This is a genomic window from Rhizobium sp. B21/90 (assembly GCF_019355815.1).
Taxonomy (GTDB): Bacteria; Pseudomonadota; Alphaproteobacteria; order Rhizobiales; family Rhizobiaceae; genus Rhizobium; species Rhizobium rhododendri.
In genome coordinates this window covers 1,491,791-1,511,905 of record NZ_CP072163.1, presented here as the reverse complement: position 1 = coordinate 1,511,905, position 20,115 = coordinate 1,491,791, and the positions used below count along the sequence as shown (strand labels likewise).

Here is a 20,115-nt window from a genome sequence, read left to right as displayed (position 1 = left end):
CCCGGCGGCCTGAAAGGCCTGCAGGACAGTCACCCAACCTCCTGCGATCTTGTTCAGAGCCCGAAGACCGGCAAGTCCTCTGCCGGAAACCTTCGCGGTCTCCAGCGGTCGGGAACGACCTACCCGACTTGGTCCCGTAATCCTTGCCGCGCTATTTCGCAGAAACCCTGAGAGCCCCAGCTTCGCCCAAGATTCGTCGGACAGCCGAGCTTTGATCGTCACGGATGTCCACGGACACTGCAATTTCTCCTTGAAAGAGGCCGTCCTCGCGGTCTCCTCCGTCATGGGCGACGTCTTCTCCAGAGGGAGCTATGCCAGCGGCGTTTGCCCGACCCTGGCCTGTACGAATATGTCTGGCCGCTCCACACCTTGCTGCTGGACGAGATGTTCCATCGCTGCGTCGGCAGCTTCACGGGTATCGAAGGTTGCAAGGATAGTTTTTGTGTCGTTGGGCATTTTTGATCTTCTGTTGAGGAGGTCTGATGCCTCACCCTGACCAAACTTGCTCGGGCTAGCGCCGGCCCGGTCTTCCGCCAGACTCATTCTGTCCGTTCGCGGACAGGGCATTGGCGCGCTGCGAGATCGGCACCATTTAAATGAGGACATTCATTTTCACTAATGGTGACCATGGTAAGCCGGATCAAAAAGACCCTGACCGTGCAACAACGCAGGGCTGAATTCGAACATACAAATCGCGTGGCAATGGAGACAGCACAGGAGGAACGGCGCTGCTTAGATGAGAAATCGGAGCGACTTCGGCGTCTGCGACTTGCGGCTAGCTCCGATGTAAAACGTTAGGGATCCGCCGATTACGCTATCCGACTGTGCTTGGATCAGTGCTTGCTTCCTGAACGCGTGAAAGGAAAGCGCCGCCATCGGATGCGTCTCGTCCTGGATTGACATCATATATCCACAATCGCCCCGAAAGGCGTAGTCGGCGCATCGGGATCGAGAGAGTCGTCCCAGCCGTTGTCGCGACAGTGTTGCTCACCAGCGTCATATGCGGAGCGTGCGCTTTGGAAGGGGCCAAGAATGCTCAAGACGTCGCGAAAAATGACTACGGCGGATTTGGTCACCGCGTCATAGACGATCTGCATATCGTTTTCGTAAGCCATTGCTGCTCCCACGCGCTATGACGACGTAGCGGTACGGCGATTGATTTCAAGGGGGATCTGAAACTTGACCGCCACGGCGCCACGGCCGGCCACACAGTATCCCGACCGAGGCATCGCCTTCACGTCCGACCTCGCATGGCTACTGGCCGCGGGATTTGCGCCATTGACCGTGCTTGCGATCGAGACTTACCTCGGGGTATGGACAATCGGTGCGCCGGTCCTTTCGCCAGCAAGTCATCCTTATTCCGCTGTGCTCGCGATCCACCTCAGCAGGCACGGTTGCGGCCGGATTGTCGACCCCTTACGCCACCAATCGCACGAGGAGCCAACCAGATGTGGCGGCCGAGGCGATTCTCATGACTCTTAATACTGTGGGTCCCGAACGAACGGCTTTTTGCCTACGGTGGCACCCGTATTCTCAATTAAAGTGGACACATGATCTATTTCACCGCTGATACGCATTTCGCAGACCGGAGGGTCCTTAATATCGACCGGCGGCCTTTTTTGGACTTGGCCGCCCACGATGCCGCCTTGGTCGAAAACTGGAACGGCGTGGTCGGGAATGACGACGAAGTCTGGCATCTGGGAGACTTCATGTCGTCCAGAGGCGGAGATTGCGATCAGATTCTTGAAAAGTTAAATGGCCGCAAGCGCCTCATCATCGGCAACAACGATCCAGAGAGTGTTCTCTCGGCGTCTAGATGGACCGACACCCTTCACTACGCCGAGATTGAGGTCGACGGCCAGCTTCTAGTGCTTTGCCATTTTCCTTTCCGGACATGGAATAAGGTCGGGAAAAAATCTATTAACTTGCACGGTCACTCTCATGGCAGGCTCCAACCCCTGCCAAGGCAATACGATGTAGGCGTTGACGCTCAAGGGTTTCACCCACGTCTGTTGTCTGAATTGCTCGCCAAAACCGCCCGCTCGAATTCCGCCTCTTAAAGAAGTTCTTGGTTCTGGCCGTCGATATGCCAAGCCCTAGTGTTTTGACGACAAGGAGGGATGAAAAAGATGAGCACAATTTACGAAATCGCGGAGCTTGAGCGGTTGGCACACGAGATTGGCCAAGGCAGCTAGCAGCGGCGCCCCAGTGAAGCTGCCGGAGGCGTCAGGCTTGGATGCCTATCTGGGTCCTCCAGCGACAATCCAACTTTGATCGGATCGCGTGGTGTTTCGGGCAGTTATTTGCAGCACGCGTCCGGCGACGATCCGGGCTCGTCGCAGGTCCTGATGATGTTCATGTTGGGTTCCATTTCTGGCACGCTTGACAACGTGCCCGGGAGGGTCCCGGCAAGAGCGCCCTATCGCCTTCATTGCCGTCGGGTCGAATGGTCCTGCATCTATCAGCACGGCAGTGTCTCATCCGCTGACGGCAAAACGAGACGATCTCCTGTTCTTCCACGGTTGCCGGGCGCAACGCATGGACTATCTTCAGTATGACACCGGGGGGTAGCGTAATGTGCAATCTGTACAATCTGACGAGCAACCAGCAAGCCATCCGCGATTTCATCGATGTCACCCGATATCGCGAGGGCAATTTACCTCCATCCATCAACGTCCACCCAGACCGTCCAGGCCCGATCATCCGTGTCGATGCCGACGGTGAACGGGAGCTGGTCATGTCGGTCTGGGGCATGCCGACCCCGGATGTCCACCTTGGCGGCAAGCCGGACAAGGGCGTGACCAATGTGCGCAAGACATGGATCCCGCATTGGCAGCAGTGGCTTGGGGTCAAGAACCGCTGTCTTGTTCCTGCAACCGCGTTCAGCGAATATGAACAGCTGGCCGATCCGGAAACGGGCAGGAAGCCCTTGCGGTGGTTCGCCTTGAACGAAGGCCAGCCGGTGTTCGCCCTTGCAGGCATTCATACGCGATGGACCGGTGCCCGCGGTCCGATCAAAGCGCCGCGCGAAGGCGAGCACGACATCTACGCCTTCCTGACGACCGACCCCAACGATCTCGTCAAACCGATCCATCCCAAAGCCATGCCGGTGCTTTTGACGACACGAGAGGAATGCGAGATCTGGATGACGGCAGACTGGAAAGAGGCCAGGAAACTCCAGCGACCGCTGCCGGAAGAGAAAATGACGGTTCTGCCGCGATACACGGCGGTCGGCGGACTGGGCGGGCGTCCCGGCCAAGCCGCAGACCTGTTGTCGGCGCTCCTTTGAATGGCAAAAAGCGAGCGCGTCTATCCAGACACGCCGGATGGCCGGTATTTCGTGGTGCGGGGCAGGCTCTGGCGCAAAAGCAATCCTGGTCTGGATAAGCCGAGACGCGTCCAACTGGTCGGCGAGCTGATGGCGGCCCGTCGGGCCGTTCGGGATGCCAAAGGGGAAAAGGACGCAACGACTGCGGCGCGCAGTCGGGTCGAAGAGGCCAAAATCGCCCTTGGGGAGCGCGGGCCTGTCTGGTGGGAGGATGGCGCGCCGGATTACAATCGCAAGCTCGCCCAGAACACACCTTATGCAGACTGGTGGGCCGCTTGCTGCAACTGAAGAGGTCGCTCCCGGTCGAATGGCAGGTTTAGGGTGCGATCGGCTTTGAGACTGCAGCCGTCGATGCCGATGGTCCCGTGACAAAGCCGAGCACGAAGGTCACGACCTTGTCGGATGACATCTCGCACGGCTTCAGTGTCAGCCCTGCGTCATTCAGACGGTAGAGATTGAAACTGATTATGTCGGATCCGACCAGGTCTTCGGCATAGAGCCAGACGCGTTTGCGATCGGCGGAGCGGTTGACGGTCACCCCCCATCGTCGCCCTTCGAACAGGCCTTGCGTATAGCCATCGGCAGATCGCTCAAGTGCTTGCCAGAAGGCATCGTCTGGCGGATCGGTCATCATTGCGGCACGATAGGGTGAGACCCAACGACAGACAAGCGGGTAACGGTCACTGAAATCGCCGTTAGTACCGTCTCGCCAGGCGTATAAGAATACGCACCGCGCCTCGACGAACAGGTAAGGGAACGATTCACGCAACCCTCGGAAGTCGCCCATTCTCGGGGCGCGCCTTTTTGACGTAGCGACGGAAAGCATGTGCGTGTCGATAGCCGATGGCAATGTCCTGTTCCTTGAAAGCAATGATCGACAGGTATCGAACGAGCTGATGATCTCATAGGGAAGGCCATGGGTTTAAATGAGGAAGATGCACCTTCGCTGACGGAAAGACGTCGCGCTATCTATAGAAGGGAGCATCGAGATGTCTGACGTGGCAGCTCGGTCGTCGCCGAGAGGAAGGAACGTTTTCCCGAAACCCGAGATTTCCGCGTAAGCGGTGTTTTCCTGAAATGTTGACCAAGTGGGGCGGGGAGCTCCGAAAGCTATCGCTGCAACATTGACGGCAATAATGCGCCTATCGTCTCTCCACTTCGAGGATCATTGGCATTGCCCATGAGGCATGGGGAAATGGCCAGCGCAGCAGGGTGACTTTGTCCTCATGCCACTGCGATTCCCACTTTGCATAGAACTTTCGTGCGAAGCCATTAACAGGTCGCGGAAATAGCGCCGATTTTTCCGCCGATCCTGGCTAGACGGCTCGAAGACAGGCCGTGATGAGGCTTTTTCAGCGGCCGTTGTCGGCCCATTTTGTCGTCATCCGCCTGGTTCGGCGGATTCCGGGCGCGATTAGGCTGTCGCCAGCAGCTTTGGCAGCCTCACCAGATTATAAGCGGTGGCTGTTAGGGTGAACATCCAGCCGACGCGATCCTTTCCACGATGGCGGGTCTTACGCATTCCGCCGCTGGTCTTGGCCCAACCGAACACTTCCTCGATACGCTTGCGAATGCGCTGACTGACAGCGTAGCCAGGGTGATGGGTGGTGCGACCATCAATTGCCGAGCGTCGGTTCGTCGTGTTTTGGGCGACGTGTGGCGTCACCTTTGCGTCCCGCAAGGCAGCAACGAAATCGGCCGTATCGTAGGCTTTGTCTGCAGCCAATGTGATGCGATGACGACCATCCATGCGGCCCACCATATCCAGTGCCGCCTCGCGCTCGGCGGTTCCGGTCGCATGGGTCAGCGTGGCGTCAACAACCAAACCATTGCGGTTTTCCATGGTGACGTGGCCCATGTGGCAAAGCCTGGCCGCCTGGCCACGGGCCTTCTTATAAAGCCTGGCGTCCGGGTCGGTGGTCGATGCGTGGGTTGCGTTGCTGCGCTTCTCGCCGTGGAAATCGCGCTCAGAGTTGCGGCCTTTGGCTTCTGGCGGCTGTTTCTCTTCAGCGCCAGAGCCGCTGCCGTCGGTGTCGCCACCATCTGTGTCGTCCTTGGGCTTGAAGCTCTTCATGCTGGCCCAGGCTTCGATCAAGGTGCCGTCCACCGAGAAGTGGTCGTCTGACAGCAATGCTTTCACCCGCGGCTGGCTCAGCAACGCGGCCAGAAACTTGGCGGCGATATCGCCAGCCAAGAGCCGCTCACGGTTCTTGGTGAACACGGTGACGTCCCAGATCGGCGCGTCCATCGACAAGCCGACGAACCAGCGGAACAGCAGATTGTAGTCCATCTGCTCCATGAGCTGACGCTCCGAGCGGATCGTGTAAAAGGCCTGCAACAACAGAGCGCGCAGCAGCTTCTCCGGCGGGATCGACGGACGGCCGATCGCTGAATACATCGCCTCGAAATCCGGCGACAAAACTTCCAGCGCCTCGTCTACAATCGCGCGGATCGCCCGCAGCGGATGGCTTGTCGGAACCCGGGCTTCGCAGCTCACATAAGAAAACAAACCCGCCGTCTGGATATCATTACCGCGCATGTCCTGCTCCTGCCGACCAATCACTCAGGCATGGAATCATGGCAGTCCGTTCACAGCAAGGGCCTTTTTCCGCATCCTGTTAAGTCTAACGCTCTGACAGGCGATAGGTCCGCCGTCGAAGTTCAGCGCGACCTTTAGGTTGAGCGGCGAAGACTTCAGGAACTGGGCAAGGGTCGCGAGCGGGAAAAAGGCTTCCTTTGTGGTGCCGACAATAATCCTGCCAGCGCCGTCCTTCCCAACGAAGGTGCGGTTCGCGAGCCATTTGCTTGTTGTCGGGACATGCGTCAGCCCATCAGTACCAATCAGCAGGGGATACGAGACCATTGCGTTGGTCGACCCGGAAATGGCGGTCTGCCAAGGCTGGTCGGCCAGTGCCTTGATATCCGCCGCGCCGTCGCTCGCCACGAATGCCCCGGCCTTGGCATCGTATGTCGTTGGCCCCATCGCGACGCCTTCACTGATGATCGGAGTGTCTGGAAGGGCGTGGAGGTCGAAGTAGCTCCCGTTGACGATGAGCGCGGCATTCGGCAGTGCCTTTTCCCATTCGTCTATGCCCTTGTCGCCAGCTGGAGCATTGCGGGCGATGAACTTGAAGCGGGTGGGATCGATCCGGTTAAGAAGAATGCGGTCGGCTTCCTTCCCATCTGCAATCACGGGCATCTCGGCGACCTCGTACCCAGGTTCCACCTCCCGCCACTCGTAAGCGCCAGCGATACCGATGGGAGGATTGTCCTGAAGAGCCAAACGCATCGACGGAGAAAGCCGAGGATCGTCCTTGTTGATGGTGATCCAATAGGTTCCGCCTCGTCTCAGGATGGTATTGATCCCGTAGGCTCCATTTCGATCCCAAATGTATCCGATACCTACGCCAAGAAGAACGATCGCAGACGCGGCAATGGCGAGTGGCAGTTTGTACTTCAAAGGGTATTCCTCAGCGGAGACTGGATATGGCGTCTGCAGTACACTGGTGGCCGATTTATGTTTGAAAAGCGGCAGTCGCAATAGTGCGTCATTTGCTCCGTCTCCGCGAATCGGATTCATCATCGAACGTTAAACTTTCAGCATCTGGAAAAGAACGGAGACCCTATTTTTAGGATCGAATATTTCAAGCGTATCGGGGTTCGCTACCGGCTCCCGCTATCTCTGGCGACATTGCTGGGATGGCTCGTGATAATGGGCGTCGCTGGCCATTTAAGCGCGGGCAGCGAACGTGCTGTGGTCAGATTTGTCGGCCAAGGCATCGCGTGGCCAATGGTCTTCGCAGTGGTTTTTATGGCGATGGTAATCTCCACGTTCCGGTGGTGGGACCTGGGTTTCTCTGCATTCTCGGTGAGAACGGCGCTCAAGCTGAGTTGGCTGCCCATGGTCTACCTGGCCGCACTCGGGGTCCTAATCGCAATAGTCGGTTTGCCTCCGCTGCGTAGCGCGATTTTCACAGGCATCAACACGGTTTTTGTCGGTATGTCTGAGGAAGTGATGTTCCGGGGAATATTGTTTGCCGGGCTGCGTTCGAAGCTCAGGCTGTGGCCATCCCTCTGGGTGTGTTGTGGACTTTTCGGGTTCATTCACGTCCTGAATGCATTATCGACTGGGCAATGGACAGTCGCAACCCTTCAGGCGATGGCGGCGTTTCAGACTGGCTTTATGTTGATGGCGCTTCGTTTGAGAACTGGTTCGCTTTATCCGGTCATACTCCTGCATGCCGTGTGGGATTGTTCGCTGCTTCTGGTGGCGAGCCATACCGGTGGCGGGAGCCCAAATCAGCCACTGCCAGCATATGCTTTTGTAGCTCCGCTTTTCCTGCTACCGAATTTTTTATATGCATTGTACTTGTTACGGTCAAAAGGATTGGCCAAAATTAAGCGGTCAGTTGCACTCTCCACTCCGATATAGATGATGCCCTGAGGAATGCTGTCACGCCGGATAGCGCCAACAGCGGGCGCGATCAATTGCGTTCGTAGAAGACGTTGCTTTACGCGAATGAGCGTCGTTTCCAAAAGGGTATGCCCGCTTAGCGGAGCTTTAATTCCTGACTGCTATTCCCAGCTGCGGTCGGTATCAACATCGCTGATGATTCTATACGGGACCGAGCGACTATTATCCAAAAGAAGACGAAGCCGCCCGTACAATTTGAGGTCACCGATCAAACGAAGACCGCAATAGCGGCGTGGCTCCCATTCGTGCGAAGGAATGGCGGCAGCTATCCTTTCCCGAGCCGCCGGAAACCCTCGCAGCATTTGTCGACAAGGCAGTACGCCCGGATTGTTCGTAGATGGGTTGCGTCCATCGGGCTGGAAACCAGCGCTTACGCACTCACTCCATGAGGCGAACTAAGGCTGCCCAGATTTACAAGAAGACGGGCAACCTCCGTGCAGTTCAAATCCTGCTCGGGCATACCAAGCTCGAAAGCACAGCGCGATACCTTGGCGTAGAGGTGGACGACGCGCTACGTACTGCAGAGCAGATTGAACTGTGACACCGGACCACCGGCTCTCGCCGGTGGTCGCCCCTGCGCCGGGAGCGGTCATTTGGATGATTTGATGATCCGCAAGAAAGATTCGTATCTCTCGTCGATCCGCTCCTGTTGACCAGAGTAGATGGCACAGCCTTCGGAGATGGCGGAATCAATCTCGCCCACTAGAGCAATAACCTGCTCCACGGTCAGGATGGCGTTGAGTTCTAATATGACCACTCCTTCAACGCTCTGTGCCGTACTCCTAAGAACAGCCAGAACATCAGCCAATTCAGAACGGATTTCAGCAACATCTCTATAGCGGATACCAGCATTAGTCCTGAAAAGATCCCATGGGCGTGTCGTGACCGGTTTGGTCGAACCATGGGCCGACACACTTCGCCAGCCATCTATCGCGGCATGTCTCTTACCGTCGCCGCAACGCGGCTCGAATTTCGGTCTTGCTGCCGGCAGGGACGACACATCAGGTGTCCGGGCCGGCAGCTAAGGCTGCTGGCCGTAAGCGCGCAGAATGGCCAGGATGAGCCCCGGGAAACGGCCGTCCACTTCCTGACAGCGCGAATGATTGCTCATTTCGATGCCACGGCGCTCGGAGCGGATCAGGCCGGCCTCGCGCAGGACCTTGAAATGCTGGGAGAGCGACGACTTCGGAATGACGCGCTCACCAAGGCAGGCGAGCGCCGTACACGTTCCGCTGGAGCCGACGCCGGCGATCTGCGCAAAGATCGCGGCCCGTTCCGGATCGGAAAGCGCGTACAGGATGGCCTCAGGCCGGATGTGGTCTATCGCGGGGTGAACGAGCGGTCTCATAAACTTTATATAGGGCTACTTGAAAAGCAGATCAATAGTTCCGAAATTCTGAACTACGGAACAGGCCGGAGAGAGCGATGGCGTCCGTGTCGAAAGGAACGATCATGTCTAAACTTACGGGAAAAGTGGCCCTGGTGACCGGTGCGTCCAAGGGGATCGGTGCGGCAATTGCCAAGGCATTCGCTGCCGAGGGCGCACAGGTCGTCGTCAACTACGCCTCGAGCCGGGAGGGCGCTGACGCCGTTGTGAATGCCATCGCTGCTGCCGGCGGCAAGGCCATTGCGGTACAGGGTGACGTGACGAAAGCCGATCAGGCAAAGGGGCTCGTCGACGCCGCCATCGAGGCGTTCGGTCGTCTCGACGTGCTGGTCAATAACTCGGGCGTCTATGAGTTCGGCGCGATCGAGGAGATCACCGAGGCGCATTATCGTCGCATGTTCGACGTGAACGTTCTCGGCGTCCTGCTGACGACGCAGGCAGCGGTCAAGCACATCGGCGAAGGCGGCAGCATCATCAACATCTCGTCTGCGGTGACGAGCCTTGCTCCGCCGACCTCCGCCGTCTATTCGGGCACCAAGGGCGCCGTCGATGTCATCACCAGCGTCCTTGCCAACGAGCTGGGTCCGCGCAAGATCCGGGTCAACGCCATCCTGCCCGGCATCGTCGAAACCGAGGGCACGCATACGGCCGGCTTCGTCGGATCCGATTTCGAGGTCAGCGCCGTCGCCCAGACCCCGCTCGGCCGCACCGGCCAGCCGGACGATATCGCCGATGTCGCGGTCTTCCTCGCTTCGAACGACGCGCGATGGCTGACGGGCGAACGACTGACCGCGAGCGGCGGCTTTCGCTGACCTCTGATCACCCGCCCGGCCGATTGCCCTGCAGCGTCGCACGACGCTTGCTCGGAATCGGCCGGGCGTTCAGTGTCGGGGCAGGCTTGGCCCGCGCCTCCCCCTCCTTTCGAGGGAGTATCGCACATGCAGGGTGACACGCACTCATCGAACCATCTGTTCGGGCATCGCATAAAACCTGCGGTCCTCCGGCGAATGCTTACGCATTTACAGCAATGCTGCATTTGCTGTAAGATGTCTCAAGGCACTCTTTATCCGATTTAATAACATTTGATGGCGAGGAGAAACGCAATGACGAACAGCATCGGTTCCTACACGACAAGTGACCTATCGCGGAAATCAGGCGACATCATCGCCGAGGCCTTGCGTCATCCCGTTACCATCACACAACGCAATAAGCCGCGACTGGTACTTCTTAACATCGAAGACTACGAGCGCTTGATGCGTCAGTCCGATATGCGTATGGCCGGCACGCTTGAGACTATGTCCGACGCATTGCTCTGCGAATTCGAAGGCGCTGTCGATGCTTACGCCAATAGCGATGACACAAACCGATGAGCGGATATGAAGAGATCCAGACAGCGGCGGTGATCCGCTATCCCTATCTCTGGAGCCGTGAAGCAAGGAAGGGTGAAACGGAAGGGCGCAAAGATCGACCAGTGGCAGTCGGCGTTCGTATCCCGCGAGCGGGCGGGGATCTCGCATTGTTCGTCCCCATCACGACGAAGCAGCCGGAGGCAAATCGTTTCACGGCGGAAATACCAGCGATCGAAAAACGCCGGGCGGGCCTTGATGTCGATCTGCGTCTCTGGATCATCCTCGACGAATTCTATAGCGACATCATCGGCCGGTCGTTCTACCTGGAACCTGAGCCTCCGATCGGTCGTTTTAGCAAGGCATTCTTCTTGCCGCTCTTGAGGGAATTTATCGCACGCCGGAAGTCTTTTTCCCAGGTCATGCGGTCCAGATAGCGCCAATTTGCACCGAGACCTGCTGCCTCGCTCCGGCCGGCGTCTCACGTCTCGCCGTGTCAGAGCATCTTCTGTTTGCGGGGACGGTTTTCGCCGATGTCAGACCTGCAGGTTTATATCCACTTGCCCGCTTTTGACGAAAGAGGCCGAGAAATAGGTCCACCGCCTCCTCTTCCCGCTTGAAGTGATGAGACATCCCCTGCCCGCGCTCTTGCCGATACGTCCCCATGACCGCGTCAAACAGGGTAAGCCCACGGTGCGGGCCGCCTTGCGATGTTGATGCGAACATCGGAAGTCCTAGTAGTTTTGTCATCGGCAACAGCACTTGCCGTGCGCTTCCAAGCTCATGGAAGCGGGCGAAGATGGATCGGATCACGTCTTGCAGACGCAGATCGGGGTCCAGTCCAAGCCCCGCCCCCCGATGCCAAATGTAGCCGAACTGAACGGAAAGCCGCAATTCGCCGCGCCTCGCTTTCGATCTGGCAAGATCCAGCATGCGGGCTCTCAGCATGCCCAGTTCGAACTCGCTGATACTGCCCTTCATTCCCACAACAGACGATCTTTAGGCCGACAAGGATCGTAAATACCGTCGTGGTCTATGACGCGGGCCTCCACGAGGCCGCATAGCTCAAGCAGATGGTGCCAGTCGCGACCGTTACGTGCGAGGCGTGAGGCATCGAAGCATAAAACGGCACCAACTTTACCGGCGCACAACAGGGCGACGAGGCGATCGAGGCCGGGACGCGCGACCGTTCCGCTGGCAGAGCGTCCAGGTCGTCGTCGATTACTTCGAGGTCGCTGAAGCGCTGTCGCGCCACGTCAACGAGATCATATTGCCGTCGCTGGCCTTCAGATTGATCATAACCTGCGACTGCGTTGACTGCCGCACATAGACGACGGCCTTGCGCGCGAGCACCGCTGTCGGAATCAAATCAGTGCTGGTCATCGTTGATCTCCTCGACGACCAGACCGGCTGCGATACCGCCTAGTTGCGATCCTTGTCGCTCAGTGCGTCGAGCGCCCGGGGTTTGAATACCAGCTGAAGCTGCCGGCCTGACGTCGGCACCAGCGTATTGCGGGATCTCATCGTCTTCCTCCTGAGTGATTCTACGTCCACCCCGGAACAGCTGCCTGATACGTCCGAACGTGCTTGTCTTGACGCCGGGGTGCGAGAAACACCGTGAGCAGAGGCCCAGACAGGGCTAACCTGCCGCGGTCGCCCGGACAAGGGCCTAACCACATGTGCGCAAGCCGAGGCTCTGAGGTCTGAGGCAGCTTGCGGCCATGTCGTCGATGGATGGTTTCCGAGTAAAATTGCCAAGAGCATGCAACCTCAAGCGAAGTTCGACGTATACCTGATGCAACATCGCAAGCACATCCGTGAGAGGTGCTACTGAAGGGGGCGCAGCCATTGCAGTGATCGCGACACCCGCCCTCGCTATAAGTCGGCTAAATTCTATAGGTCTACTTGCTCAGAGATGCATGTTGCGCCGACCGCGCGGTATGCGGCCGTTACCTCGTGCCGTCCCTCACAACGAGCAGGGCCAATGCAATCAGTGCGCATAGACATTTTAGGAAACATGTCGAGGAAGGACATCAGATCATGCCCGGTCTACACCTCGCTCCCATCCACCGAGCTCGACGGCGATCACAACCGGAGTTTCCTCGATCGGCGAGTAACCACCGGATCCAGATTGCGGGAATACCAGCCGGAAGACATTCCGGTCGTCCAATGGACGAGAATGGAAGACGGTCCGTGTGTTTAAAACGCGCGTTTCTTGCAGACATTAAAAAGGAGCAGACATGTCAAACGTGGTCAAGACAGATGGAACCGAGCCAAACAATGCCACGACGTCCAATACGTTCGGAAAGTCGGTAGAAAGCCAGGCGCAGATACATGATGCGGCTCAGACGTCGGCTCCCGAAGTCCGCGGTGGCGAGACACTTAACGTCTACAAGCTGGTGCCGATCGCCGAGCGCGACGATCCCAGTTGGGGGAACTCCCCTTACCATGGACAGGTTGTCGTGGCGGCGAGAACGTCCGGCGATGCCCGGATCGTGGCATCCAGCCATGAACTGGACTTCATGGAAGTCGATGCGGCTCCGGCAGACGGTGTAACAACGTCGAATGCCAGCGCGTTCCGGAGCGAAAAGCTGTACACTGTGATCGAGATCGACAGGGATCGAGACGATCTTTCACGTGGTATCCTTGAAGGAACCGTTTCCGTCGATACGATCAGACGAGTTCAGGACTGACCATTTCGATCAGCTCGGCGGCATCTAAAGGGTGAGCGGTTGACCGTGTCTGCGTTTTGCCCAAACGCGATGAGCCGTTCGGAAGGTTCCAGGGGTGTAACCGTGTCGATGAGACTGCGCCGGAAGGCAGACGTGCCGATCGAGCGCGACCGGTGGGCGATAGGGTTACCTCAACATCTAACAGAGGTCAGTTCGGACGCCTCATTTAGGGGCCGATATTTCGCAATCTGGGCCACTCGTTACACCGTGACGCCCCAGTGGGCGGGCAGAGATCGATTGCGGTGCAGACGTCTCCAGCTTTGGCCTCCAACTACTCAGCGCGTCTGACGTGTCGCGCACATGCGCCCCAGATTGTCGAAGATACCTCACGATTAACGCGGTCGAGGCGCCCGGACTGAGGCCTGTTTCGAGCCAAAAACGCCAAGTCATTCTTGCAAGTTTGGAGCGCTGATCCATAACTGCAAGCATGATCAAACGCAGAATTGAAGCCAAACTCCAAAATCTCATCGACGAAAGCCCTACCGTCGCCCTGCTCGGCCGTCGCCAGGTCGGCAAGCCGACGCTTCAAACCAACGGTCGACCTGAAGGGCCCTGGGATGCTCTTGCTGCAAATCTCTCCCGAAGATAAGGTCGGTCACCATCTGTCGGGTTTTCGCATGATTGCATCGAGTCTGGCGGCAGTTGTTATCTAAGTTCGGAGTTTTCCTAGGGCTGAGACAGCTGCTCGCCAACGATTGGGTGAGAGGGTTCGGGAACAAATCCGGACACAGACTGTTGCCCTATCCTGCAACCATCACCCAGGTGCGCGATGTTCGAAAACGAAGCCGATTGGAAGTCAGCGACCACGGTCATCTGCGACATCCTGCGCGGTAGTTCATCACTGGCGGTACAGACCCGATCGTCGCAAGCGGAAAGCGGAAGACAGCGGTCACAGTCTTCAAGCTGGCGCTACGAGCAGACGCAGCCTCATCACGTCGGCCCGGATCTGAAATCGGCGCTTTTTTCGCCCGGCCATCTACGCGATGTCCTGACACGCATGTCGGCTTCCGACTTCTTTCTCGCCTATGAAGCCGTTCCCGACCTGGAGCTCACTGCGCAGATCGACGCAGCACTTTCGGAGTTCTCCTCGATAGACCTGACGCTGGTGAAGCTGACGGTCGGCTCGGTGACGCTCACATGGCTGCTTGTGTCGCTTGGCTCATCGCGTGATCTCGTGCTGTGGAAGATGAAGTATCATCTGCGCAAGGCGCATTTCCTCGGTCCCAGTTCCCCCAATGACGCGGATCCGAAACCAGACCGAGGCGCTTCGGCACAGGTCGTCAACCCTTGAGATGGACCCTTGCAACGATCTTGCCGTCACCTCCGTTTTGGCCGCATTGGAAGCAGCCATTTGCGGATGCCGCAACGCAATGCCCGCCCAGGCGCAGAGTAGCGCGTTTCGTCCGGTTCCGGACAGATAGAAAATATGCGAAACCTTGATCTGCCTCTTGCATTTGTCCTCGGTCCGTTATTCGGGTGGAGACAGAAAATGGAAGAGAAAAAACGCCGGGTTCAATTGACGAGAGAGCAGAAGCGACTGCTTGCCGAGAAGTCCAAGGAAATCGCCTTCGCGGAGGAGGAAAGACGGCGCCGGGAAGAACAGGCGAAGTCTGCCCGTCTTCGAAGCCTCCGGGAGGAGCGATCGTCGGGATCGACTTCCAGACCGAGCTAACCGTAGCGCTGAGACATTGCGGAGCGGTTTGCATAGCTGATCTTCGCACGCCGTGCGCCGGCGGACGCAGCATCGATGCATCGTGAATGAGCGCCAAGCCCGCTGCCACGGTCTTTCCGGAAAGGCCATTTGCAACGCTCTCGCGCTGGACGAACAGCGATCGCCGTTAGTACCGTCTCGCCAGGCGTATAAGAATACGCACCGCGCCTCGACGTACAGGTAAGGGAACGATTTACGCAACCCTCGGAAGTCGCCCATTCTCGGGGCGCGCCTTTTGACGTAGAGACGGAAAGCATGTGCGTGTCGATAGCCGATGGCAATGTCCTGTTCCTTGAAAGCAATGATCGACAGGTATCGAACGAGCTGATGATCTCATAGGGAAGGCCATAGGTTTGAATGAGGAAGACGCACCTTCGCTGACGGAAAGACGTCGCGCTATATACGAGCGCGCTGTCGACAGATACCGTGCTCGTGAGACGCCGATCGACCGCGACCCGGTCTTTGTCGCCCTCATTTCGCAGTGAATAGAAGGGAGCATCGAGATGTCGGACGTGGCAGCCCGGTCGTCGCCTGGCGGGCGAGACGGTGTCCTCAAATCCGATGTCAGCACCCGGAAAGACCAACGAAATCCCGATGTCAAACGATCAGCTCCTGTCCGAATTGAACAGAATGATAGGGCTTCACGACACCTCAATGTCCCAGCCTTAGGTTTCCACAGTAAAAAGAATGCCGAGACGGGTCCGCTCGGGGTCCGTTTTTTCACCGCTCGCCATTCAGGCACGCGAAACATACGTCGCTGTCGATGCGCGAACGCTTGCAGCCTGTTCCAACCGGCCGGCTCAGACCATCGGCAACTCGCTCGGTGCGTGGTCCTAAGGTCAACGATTGTGGCAGGCTTTCCCTGGGCTCAGGGCCATTCGCTCGAGCTTAAATGCATGCCTGCGGCTGGCCTGTCTGACCACCGTGCCCACCACCATCGTTTTGCCGCCCCGCCGCAGATAAAGAGGCTTGCCAGCGCCGTCGGCCTCACGGAACCACTGGTTGGCTTGGCGCAGGGCTTGTCCCGGATCTCCCGTGCGTGCCCTGCTTACAGGCAGAGGCATCTGGATCTCGGCGACATTCACTCACAGGACCTATCTTGGCAGTTCCACGGCTCCATTTGACCACCACCGTGTCAGGCGACCTCCGGAAGGCCGCCGATAAGTCTGTCGAGCGTTATCGGATAGTCCCGGACCCGGATGCCAGTCGCGTTGTAGACGGCGTTGGCGATGGCAGCCGACACGCCACACAGGCCAAGCTCTCCAACGCCCTTGGCCTTCATCGGCGAAGACATCGGGTCCGTCTCGTCCAGGAAGATCACCTCCTGGTGCGGGATGTCGGCGTGGACCGGCACTTCGTAGCCGGCGAGATCGTGATTGACGAAGAACCCCTTGCGGGTGTCGACAGTCAGTTCCTCCAATAGCGCGCCGCCTGCGCCCATCGTCATTGCGCCGATGACCTGGCTGCGTGCGGTGATGGGATTGAGGATGCGGCCCGCCGCACAGACGGCGAGCATGCGCCGGATACGGCTCTCGCCCGTCGCGACATCGACGCCGACTTCGACAAAATGCGCGCCGAACGTCGATTGCTGATGCGTTTTCGAAAGATCGCCCCACGTGATCGTGTCTTCTCCGACAAGTCCGTCGGCGCCTGCGGCCTCGGCCAGCGAAACCGATCTGTCGCCGGAGCGCACCATACCGTTTTCGAAGGCGACGTCGTTGGCATTCAGCCCGAGCTTTTCGGCAATCGCCTCACGCAGCTTGATGCAGGCCGCATAGACGCCGGACGTGGCGGAGTTGGCCCCGAACTGACCGCCCGACCCGGCCGAGACGGGAAAGCGGCTATCGCCGAGATGAACGCCCACCTTTTCCATCGTCACGCCCATCATCTCGGCGGCAGTCTGGGCGATGATCGTATAGCTGCCGGTGCCGATGTCGGTCATATCGGTTTCGACCGTCACGATCCCGTCCTTGTCGAGGCGGACCCTTGCTCCGGACGGAAGTGTCTGGTTGTTGCGAAATGCCGCAGCAACGCCCATGCCGACCAGCCAGTTGCCGTCGCGCCTCGATCCCGGCCTTGCGCGGGCGCTCCAGCCGAAGCGTTCTGCCCCACGTTCCAGGCAGCCGATCAGATTGCGATGGGAGAACGGGCGTTCGGGTTTTTCCGGGTCAACTTGGGTGTCGTTGACGATCCGAAACTTTATCGGGTCCATGCCGACCTTCGCGGCGATCTCGTCGATGGCAATCTCGAGCGCCATCAGTCCGGGCGCCTCGCCCGGCGCCCGCATGGCGTTGCCTTCCGGCAGGTCGAGCGTTGCCAGCCGCATGGCCGTCATGCGGTTGGTGCCGGCGTAGAGAAGCCGGGACTGCATCACGGCCGTCTCCGGCTTCCCATCTTTCAGGTTGCCGGACCAGCTTTCATGGCCGATGGCCGTGATCTTGCCGTCCCGCCCGGCGCCGATGCGAATGCGCTGGATGGTCGCCGGACGATGCGTGGCATTGTTGGCCATCATTGGCCGCGGCAACGTTACCTTTACCGGGCGCTTGGCAGTCTTCGCTGCAAAAGCCGCAAGAACCGTATCGGCGCGCAGGAACAGCTTGCCCCCGAAACCGCCGCCGATGAACGGCGACATGAGGTGAATTTTCTCCCTGTCGATACCGAGAGTGGTTGCAAGGTCGGTCCGCCACCAGTCGATCATCTGGCTCGAGGTCCAGACCGTCAGCTCGTCGCCATCCCATGCGGCGATCGAGGCAAACGGCTCCATCATCGAATGGGACTGGTCGGGTGTCGTATAGCGTTCGTCGAGACTGACGGCGGCCGCCTTGAAGGCTCCCTCGAAGTCCCCGACGGCTGTATCCTGCTCGTCCTTGGACTCCTTCGGTTCGACCGCGCCGGCCATAGCGTCCTTCAGGTCGAAGGAACCCTTCTCTTCCGTGTAATCAACCTTGATCAAGGCGGCCGCCGACCGCGCCTGTTCGAAGGTCTCGGCAACCACGACCGCGACCGCCTGATGGTAATGCTGGATTTCCTCGCCGCCAAATAGATTGGCGATGTTGAATTTGCCTTTCTTGCGTTTGCCGACGTCAAGCGCAGTGACGACGGCGATGACGCCCGGCGCGGCCTTCGCGGCGTCCGCGTCCACCGATTTGATGCGACCCATGGCGATGGCCGCGCCCACCGGATAGCCATAGGCATAGCGGATCGCGGGATCGTGCCACTCATAGGCATAGATCGCACGACCGGTGGTCTTGAGCTGGCCGTCGATGCGCGGGATCGGCTGGCCCACCACCTTCAACTGGTCGATTGGATTGGTCGTTGCTGGCGTATCGAACTGCATGGCTCAACCCCTGGCTTCGGTGATGACAGCACCGAGCGCGCGCTCGACGAGGTTCACCTTGAAACGGTTCTGGTCGGACGGGCGGGCGTCTGCGAGGAGGACCGCAGTGGTGGCCCGCGCGCCCTTCGGCAATTGCACCTCGGCGGCGTCCATCCGCCACGGCTTGTGGGCGACACCGCCGACGGCGACGCGCCCGGTCCCATCGGGCTGAATAATCGCTCCGACGGAGATCAGCGCGAAGGCATAGGAGGCGCGGTCGCGAACCTTGCGGTAGATGTGCTTACCCCCGATCGGCGCGGGCAGGGTGACGGCCGTGACGAACTCGCCAGGCTCGAGCACGGTCTCGATATGGGGCGTGTCGCCCGGCAGACGATGGAAATCGGCGATCGGAATGGCGCGGGTCTGCCCGCTCTCCTTCACGGTCTCGACGACCGCATCCAGGGCGCGCATGGCGATTGCCATGTCGCTGGGATGCGTGGCGATGCAGGCGTCGCTCGCGCCGACAATCGCCAGTTGCCGGGTGACGCCGCCGACGGCCGAGCATCCGCTGCCCGGCTGGCGTTTGTTGCAGGGCTGGTTGGTGTCATAGAAGTAGGGACAGCGTGTCCGCTGCAGCAGGTTTCCCGCGGTCGTGGCCTTATTTCGCAATTGCCCGGAGGCACCGGCGAGCAGCGCGCGGGACAGAAGCCCGTAGTCGCGCCGCACGGTCTGATCGGCAGCAAGGTCCGTATTGCGCACAAGCGCCCCGATGCGCAAGCCGCCCTCGGCCGTGACCTCGATTTTGTCGAGACCGAGACCGTTGACGTCGATCAGGTGGCCCGGTGTCTCGATCTGCAGCTTCATCAGGTCGAGAAGGTTGGTGCCACCGGCGATGAACCTGGCGTTCGGATTGCTGGCTGCAGCCTTGGCGGCGGCCTCGACGGAGTTGGCGCGCTCGAAGGTAAAGGATCTCATGCTTCTGTCCCCGCGACGTCCCTGATGGCATCGACGATGTTGGAGTAAGCGCCGCAGCGACAGATATTGCCGCTCATGCGTTCGCGGATCTCGGCAAGCGTCGCCTTTCCGTCCGCCGTCAGATCGCCCGTCACGTGGCTCGGGACATTTGCCTTGATCTCCTCCAACATCGCCACGGAGGAACAGATTTGTCCCGGCGTGCAGTAGCCGCACTGGAACCCGTCATGCTTGACAAAGGCGGCCTGCATGGGATGGAGATCGCCGGGCTTGCCGAGGCCTTCGATCGTGACGACCTGGTCGCCCTCGTGCATCAGGGCGAGCGTCAGGCAGGAATTGATCCTGCGCCCGTCGACGATGACGGTACAAGCGCCGCACTGGCCGTGGTCGCAGCCTTTCTTCGTGCCGGTCAGATGAAGATGCTCCCGCAGGGCGTCGAGGAGGGTCGTCCTGTTGTCGACGTCCAGTTCGCGACGGCCTCCGTTTACGCTCAGCGAGACCTTGGAGGTGAAGGTCGCTTCGCTCCCCGCCGGTTCAGTCGCCACCGCCTTGCCCGCTATCCCGGACACCACCACGGTCGCGGCAGATGAGATGAGGAGGTCGCGGCGGGACAGTTCCAGATCGATTGGGCTTGGCATGGTCGGCTCCGCTTCGTTGGAAAAGATCGGGGCGCAAAAGTGCTCACACAGCGCCCCTTGTCTTTCCAAGCTAGGGCTATGGGCGGCGACAAATAGGGGGCGTCGTCGCATGCCGCTATCGTCCCCGATCATATATCTGTGATGGTGCGCCGCATCATATCGACCGATCAGATCCTCGTTCCTGCATGGCGGACAAGGGCGCACACCAACA

General features: G+C 59.1%; 21 protein-coding genes and 2 pseudogenes. 11 read left to right on the top strand and 12 right to left on the bottom strand.

Annotated features, from left to right (window positions below; genetic code table 11):
* Nucleotides 1-309: 309 nt before the first annotated feature.
* Together J5278_RS31700 and J5278_RS24980 are read right to left on the bottom strand one after the other, a co-directional pair.
* Nucleotides 310-456, bottom strand: coding sequence for a hypothetical protein (locus J5278_RS31700; protein ID WP_374108306.1), 147 nt, complete (start codon nt 454-456; stop codon nt 310-312).
* Nucleotides 457-902: 446 nt separating this feature from the next.
* Entirely contained in the window at nt 903-1,115 is a 213-nt protein-coding gene (locus tag J5278_RS24980) for a hypothetical protein (RefSeq protein WP_209186854.1), read from the bottom strand.
* A gap of 435 nt (nt 1,116-1,550) precedes the next feature.
* Between J5278_RS24980 and J5278_RS24975 the strand changes: the two genes are divergently transcribed.
* From J5278_RS24975 to J5278_RS24965, 3 genes are all read left to right on the top strand, one after another.
* Nucleotides 1,551-2,060 carry a hydrolase gene (locus J5278_RS24975; protein WP_209186855.1) on the top strand — a complete coding sequence of 170 codons (510 nt, stop codon included), beginning with the start codon at nt 1,551-1,553 and terminating at the stop codon, nt 2,058-2,060.
* 515 nt (nt 2,061-2,575) lie between these two features.
* Nucleotides 2,576-3,289, top strand: coding sequence for an SOS response-associated peptidase (locus J5278_RS24970; protein ID WP_209186856.1), 714 nt, complete (start codon nt 2,576-2,578; stop codon nt 3,287-3,289).
* The gene (locus J5278_RS24965) at nt 3,290-3,616 is read left to right on the top strand and encodes a hypothetical protein (RefSeq protein WP_209186857.1); all 327 of its coding nucleotides are present in this window, start codon (nt 3,290-3,292) and stop codon (nt 3,614-3,616) included.
* A 28-nt stretch (nt 3,617-3,644) separates the two neighbouring features.
* On the opposite strand, the gene J5278_RS24960 is transcribed toward J5278_RS24965, so the two are convergent.
* The 3 genes from J5278_RS24960 to J5278_RS24950 all read right to left on the bottom strand — a co-directional run bounded on the left by J5278_RS24960 (nt 3,645) and on the right by J5278_RS24950 (nt 6,788).
* Nucleotides 3,645-4,115, bottom strand: coding sequence for a hypothetical protein (locus J5278_RS24960; RefSeq protein WP_307877469.1), 471 nt, complete (start codon nt 4,113-4,115; stop codon nt 3,645-3,647).
* Between the two features lie 627 nt (nt 4,116-4,742).
* Nucleotides 4,743-5,867, bottom strand: coding sequence for an IS5 family transposase (locus J5278_RS24955; protein ID WP_209230093.1), 1,125 nt, complete (start codon nt 5,865-5,867; stop codon nt 4,743-4,745).
* Between the two features lie 36 nt (nt 5,868-5,903).
* On the bottom strand, nt 5,904-6,788 hold the full coding sequence (locus J5278_RS24950) for a phosphodiester glycosidase family protein (protein WP_257623440.1): 885 nt from the start codon (nt 6,786-6,788) through the stop codon (nt 5,904-5,906).
* Nucleotides 6,789-7,040: 252 nt separating this feature from the next.
* Here J5278_RS24950 and J5278_RS24945 point away from each other — a divergent pair, with 252 nt between their 5' ends.
* Both J5278_RS24945 and J5278_RS31695 read left to right on the top strand, forming a co-directional pair.
* The gene (locus J5278_RS24945) at nt 7,041-7,760 is read left to right on the top strand and encodes a CPBP family intramembrane glutamic endopeptidase (protein WP_219258786.1); all 720 of its coding nucleotides are present in this window, start codon (nt 7,041-7,043) and stop codon (nt 7,758-7,760) included.
* A 140-nt stretch (nt 7,761-7,900) separates the two neighbouring features.
* Nucleotides 7,901-8,343: pseudogene (locus J5278_RS31695) on the top strand (tyrosine-type recombinase/integrase).
* 48 nt (nt 8,344-8,391) lie between these two features.
* On the opposite strand, the gene J5278_RS24935 reads toward J5278_RS31695, so the two are convergent.
* Nucleotides 8,392-8,802: a hypothetical protein gene (locus tag J5278_RS24935; protein ID WP_209186860.1), complete on the bottom strand. Its 411-nt coding sequence runs from the start codon at nt 8,800-8,802 to the stop codon at nt 8,392-8,394.
* Nucleotides 8,803-8,823: 21 nt separating this feature from the next.
* Nucleotides 8,824-9,150, bottom strand: a complete 327-nt coding sequence (locus J5278_RS24930; protein ID WP_209187079.1) for a helix-turn-helix transcriptional regulator — start codon at nt 9,148-9,150, stop codon at nt 8,824-8,826.
* Nucleotides 9,151-9,254: 104 nt separating this feature from the next.
* On the opposite strand from J5278_RS24930, the gene J5278_RS24925 reads away from it, so the two are divergent.
* The 3 genes from J5278_RS24925 (at nt 9,255) to J5278_RS24915 (ending at nt 10,972) form a co-directional block, all read left to right on the top strand.
* The gene (locus tag J5278_RS24925; RefSeq protein WP_209188249.1) at nt 9,255-10,001 is read left to right on the top strand and encodes a glucose 1-dehydrogenase; all 747 of its coding nucleotides are present in this window, start codon (nt 9,255-9,257) and stop codon (nt 9,999-10,001) included.
* Between the two features lie 291 nt (nt 10,002-10,292).
* On the top strand, nt 10,293-10,559 hold the full coding sequence (locus J5278_RS24920; RefSeq protein ID WP_209186577.1) for a type II toxin-antitoxin system prevent-host-death family antitoxin: 267 nt from the start codon (nt 10,293-10,295) through the stop codon (nt 10,557-10,559).
* Nucleotides 10,556-10,972 carry a hypothetical protein gene (locus J5278_RS24915; RefSeq protein ID WP_209186576.1) on the top strand — a complete coding sequence of 139 codons (417 nt, stop codon included), beginning with the start codon at nt 10,556-10,558 and terminating at the stop codon, nt 10,970-10,972. Before J5278_RS24920 ends, J5278_RS24915 begins: the two co-directional genes overlap by 4 nt.
* On the opposite strand, the gene J5278_RS24910 is transcribed toward J5278_RS24915, so the two are convergent.
* Together J5278_RS24910 and J5278_RS24905 are read right to left on the bottom strand one after the other, a co-directional pair.
* Entirely contained in the window at nt 10,956-11,168 is a 213-nt protein-coding gene (locus J5278_RS24910) for a hypothetical protein (protein WP_374109213.1), read from the bottom strand. The genes J5278_RS24915 and J5278_RS24910 overlap by 17 nt on opposite strands.
* Nucleotides 11,169-11,276: 108 nt before the next feature.
* Nucleotides 11,277-11,918 (bottom strand): annotated as a pseudogene (locus J5278_RS24905) (recombinase family protein); the annotation flags it as partial.
* 857 nt (nt 11,919-12,775) lie between these two features.
* Here J5278_RS24905 and J5278_RS24900 point away from each other — a divergent pair.
* From J5278_RS24900 to J5278_RS24890, 3 genes are all read left to right on the top strand, one after another.
* Complete coding sequence (locus J5278_RS24900; RefSeq protein WP_209186575.1) at nt 12,776-13,228, top strand: hypothetical protein; 453 nt, start codon at nt 12,776-12,778, stop codon at nt 13,226-13,228.
* A gap of 808 nt (nt 13,229-14,036) precedes the next feature.
* Complete coding sequence (locus tag J5278_RS24895; protein ID WP_209186574.1) at nt 14,037-14,558, top strand: hypothetical protein; 522 nt, start codon at nt 14,037-14,039, stop codon at nt 14,556-14,558.
* Between the two features lie 198 nt (nt 14,559-14,756).
* On the top strand, nt 14,757-14,939 hold the full coding sequence (locus tag J5278_RS24890; protein ID WP_209186573.1) for a hypothetical protein: 183 nt from the start codon (nt 14,757-14,759) through the stop codon (nt 14,937-14,939).
* Between the two features lie 1,174 nt (nt 14,940-16,113).
* Here J5278_RS24890 and paoC read toward each other — a convergent pair.
* From paoC to paoA, 3 genes are read right to left on the bottom strand one after another with little or no spacing between them, the layout of a single operon-like run.
* The gene (paoC, locus tag J5278_RS24885) at nt 16,114-18,315 is read right to left on the bottom strand and encodes an aldehyde oxidoreductase molybdenum-binding subunit PaoC (RefSeq protein WP_209188248.1); all 2,202 of its coding nucleotides are present in this window, start codon (nt 18,313-18,315) and stop codon (nt 16,114-16,116) included.
* A 3-nt stretch (nt 18,316-18,318) separates the two neighbouring features.
* Complete coding sequence (locus tag J5278_RS24880) at nt 18,319-19,269, bottom strand: xanthine dehydrogenase family protein subunit M (protein WP_209186570.1); 951 nt, start codon at nt 19,267-19,269, stop codon at nt 18,319-18,321.
* The gene (paoA, locus tag J5278_RS24875) at nt 19,266-19,904 is read right to left on the bottom strand and encodes an aldehyde dehydrogenase iron-sulfur subunit PaoA (RefSeq protein ID WP_209186569.1); all 639 of its coding nucleotides are present in this window, start codon (nt 19,902-19,904) and stop codon (nt 19,266-19,268) included. Before paoA ends, J5278_RS24880 begins: the two co-directional genes overlap by 4 nt.
* Nucleotides 19,905-20,115: the final 211 nt, after the last annotated feature.